Annotated in this window: 4 protein-coding genes; all 4 read left to right on the top strand. The window is 67.7% G+C overall.

Annotated elements, in window-relative coordinates; all coding sequences use genetic code 11:
* Positions 1 to 411 (top strand): FCD domain-containing protein (locus tag EK403_RS23470; RefSeq protein ID WP_245479815.1); only part of this gene is annotated, 411 nt, incomplete at its 5' end.
* 4 nt (positions 412 to 415) lie between these two features.
* Positions 416 to 1,162, top strand: coding sequence for an ABC transporter ATP-binding protein (locus EK403_RS20130; RefSeq protein WP_128779246.1), 747 nt, complete (start codon positions 416 to 418; stop codon positions 1,160 to 1,162).
* A gap of 4 nt (positions 1,163 to 1,166) precedes the next feature.
* Positions 1,167 to 2,000, top strand: a complete 834-nt coding sequence (locus tag EK403_RS20125; protein WP_245479814.1) for an ABC transporter permease — start codon at positions 1,167 to 1,169, stop codon at positions 1,998 to 2,000.
* Positions 2,001 to 2,047: 47 nt separating this feature from the next.
* A complete protein-coding gene (locus tag EK403_RS20120) occupies positions 2,048 to 3,040 on the top strand; it encodes an ABC transporter substrate-binding protein (protein WP_128779245.1) in 993 nt (330 codons plus the stop codon).
* The last annotated feature ends 55 nt before the right edge of the window (positions 3,041 to 3,095 follow it).

Raw genomic sequence — 3,095 nt, 5'->3', positions numbered from 1 at the left:
GTCAACCGCGTCCAGCTGGAGCGGCTGGAACGCGCCTGCCGCGGCCAGATACCCGGGGACGCCGGCAACCAGCTCGACTTCTTCCTCGAGGCCAATCGCAGCTTCCACATGGCGATCGCCGCGGCCTCCGGGAACCAGCGGCTGTGCCGGACGCTGTCAGGCCTCCTGGACGAGATGACCCGGCTGGTCGCGCTCGGTTTCGGCGTCCAGCGCGTCCGCCCAAACATCGCGAACGACCACACCCAGATGATCGAGCGCCTCGTGGCCGGCGACGCAGAGGCGGCCGAAGAGGTCGCGCGCCGCCATGTCGAGACCTTCCGCGAGCAGACGATGGAGAAGGTCATGGAAAGCCTGAAGGAGGCCGCGGCCGTCGTGCCGCTGGGCGCGGCGTCGACCGGGCGGGAGCGCTGAGCACGTGGCGTCCGTCAAGTTGCAATGCGTTAGCAAATGGTTCGCCCGCCGCGACGGCGACAGTCTGCACGTGCTGCAGAACGTCGATCTCAACGTGCCGGAGAAATCGATCACCGCGATCGTGGGCGCCTCGGGCAGCGGCAAGTCCACCCTGCTCAACATCATCGCGGGGCTGGTACAGCCGGACCGCGGCTGCGTGTTCCTGAACGGGGTCAAGGCGAGCGATTTCAAGGACTGGGGGTCGATGACCTACATGTTCCAGGAGGACCGCCTGCTGCCCTGGCGCACCGCCGCCCGCAACGTCGCGTTCGGGCTGGAGGCGCAGGGCGTGAAGCGGGCCGAGCGCAAGGAGCGGGTCGCCGAGACGCTCGCGCTCGTCGGGCTCGACCAATTCGCCGACTCGTATCCGCACGAGCTTTCGGGCGGCATGCGGAGCCGGGTCGCGCTCGCCCGCAGCCTGGTGACGCGTCCGACCATGATGCTGATGGACGAGCCGTTCTCGAAGCTCGACCCCACGATCCGCTCGCAGATGCACACGGAGGTGCTGCGCATCGCGGAGCTCATGTCGATGACGATCGTGTTCGTGACCCACGACGTGGAAGAGGCAGTGGTGCTCGCGAAACAGATCGTGGTGCTCAATCCGCGCCCCGGCCGCGTGCGCGAGACGCGAACCGTCGACCTGTCCTATCCCCGCGACCCCGCCGCGCCCGAAGTGCACGAGCAGGCGCGGTCGCTGCGAGCGAGCCTGTAGGACAATGGCGGCAAACCCACCCAAGACGCTCGCGCAGGAAGTCGCCGGGATGCCGATCCGCCACACGGCGCGCGAACGGCGCTTCCGGGTCTTAGTCCTGCGCGTCGCGCTGCTCGCCGTGCTGCTCGCGATCTGGCAGATCGCCTCGCTCGGGGCGCCGGCCTTCGTCCTGCCGGGACCCGCGCGCGTCTATTCGGCCTGGTCGAGCCTCGTCGCGACCGACAGCTTCTGGACCGATTTCGGCATAACGTTCTGGCGGGTCTTCATGGGCTTCGTCATCGCGACCGTGGTCGGGGTGCCGCTCGGCCTTGTCCTCGGCGCAAGCGAGAAGCTCGGAGAGTTCTTCGAGCCGGTGCTCAGCGTCATCAACACCGTGTCGTCCTCGATCTGGGCGATCTTCGCGCTGATCTGGTTCGGCCTCTCGGACTGGACCACGATCTTCGTGGTGTTCATGACCGCGATGCCGCTGATCCTGACCAATGTCTGGCAGGGCACGCGGACCGTGAACGCCGACTTCGTCGAGCTCGCGCAGACCTTCCGGATGTCGCGCGCGCAGGTGCTGACCAAGATCTACCTGCCGACCATCCTGCCGCCCTTCTTCTCGGCCGCGCGGCTCGCTTTCGGCTTCGGCGCCCGCGTGAGCCTTGTGGCCGAGACGCTCGGCGCGTCGAGCGGCATCGGCTACCGGCTCCGACAGGCCGCGGACCTCGTGCAGACCGACCAGGTGTTCGCCTGGACCCTCACGCTCGTCGCGCTGATGATCGCGCTCGAAGCCCTCGTCCTGAAGCCGCTCGAACAGCGCCTCTTCGCCTGGAAGAAGCGCCCGGGCGCGCAGTGACCTTCGCCCCCCGCCAAGACCCTGAACCGCAACCTCGGAGCATCCGCATGAAACGCATCGCAGTCGCCGCCGCCGCGTTCGCGGTCGCACTTGGAACGAGCCTCGCCTCGGCGGGCTCCGCGCATGCCGAGAAGGTCCGCATCGGCTACTGGAGCTCGGGCGTCAGCCTCGGCTTCGGCGCGGTGCTGGAGTCCGGCAAGTTCATGGAGAAGGAAGGGCTCGAGGTCGAATATGTGAAGTTCCCGGACGTCAACGCGCCTACCAAGGCGATGGCGGCCGGCGGCATCGACTTCGCGATTGGCGCGGCCGCGGGCGGCTCGTTGAGCGTCGCGGCCGACGGCCTGCCAATGTCGATCATGCTCGCGACCCAGGTCGCCGAGCTCGACTTCGTGGTGCCCGAGGACAGCCCGATCAAGTCGATCCAGGACCTTAAGGGCAAGAAGATCGGGACCTCGCCCGCGGGCAGCGCGACCGCGGCGATCACCGCCGCGATCCTCGAGAAGAACTACGGCATGAAGGCCGGCGACTACACCAGCGTGCCGGGCAACGACCCGCGCCTCGCGCAGTTCCTCGCCCAGAAGGACATCGACGCCGCGGCGCTGCGCACCGTCACCCAGGCGCTCGTCAAGGACATGAAGCTCAGGAAGCTAGCCTCCTTCCGCGACGAGTGGAAGAAGATCACCAAGCAGGACGCGCCGCCAGTGCTGGGCGTCGGCCTCGTGCGCAACGAGTGGCTGAAAGCGAACCCGCAAGGCGCGGCCAAGGTCGTGGCCGGCATGCGCAAGGCCTATGAGTTCGGCAAGGCCGACAAGGCCGCGGTCGCCAAGGCGCTGATGGCCGCGGCCAACATGAGCGAAGAGGACGCCAAGAACTACGCGGCGCTCTGGGACGGTATTTACACGGTCTCGATGGAGCCGTCGGACGTCGCGTCGCTCAAGACCGAGTTCGAGGTCTTCAAGTCGGTCGGCGCCGTGAAGGGAACGCTGCCCGAAAGCGCGCTCGTGACCGCGCCCTACGAGGCTTCGAAGTCGATGAAGTGACGCGACGCGCCTTCACCTCTTCCCCGCGGGGAGAGGTCGCGAGGCGAAGCCGAAA

The sequence above is a fragment of the Hansschlegelia zhihuaiae genome (assembly GCF_004103825.1).
Taxonomy (GTDB): domain Bacteria; phylum Pseudomonadota; class Alphaproteobacteria; order Rhizobiales; family Methylopilaceae; genus Methylopila; species Methylopila zhihuaiae.
The sequence above is the reverse complement of the archived record's forward strand: the minus strand, read 5'-3'. Positions and strand labels throughout refer to the sequence as shown.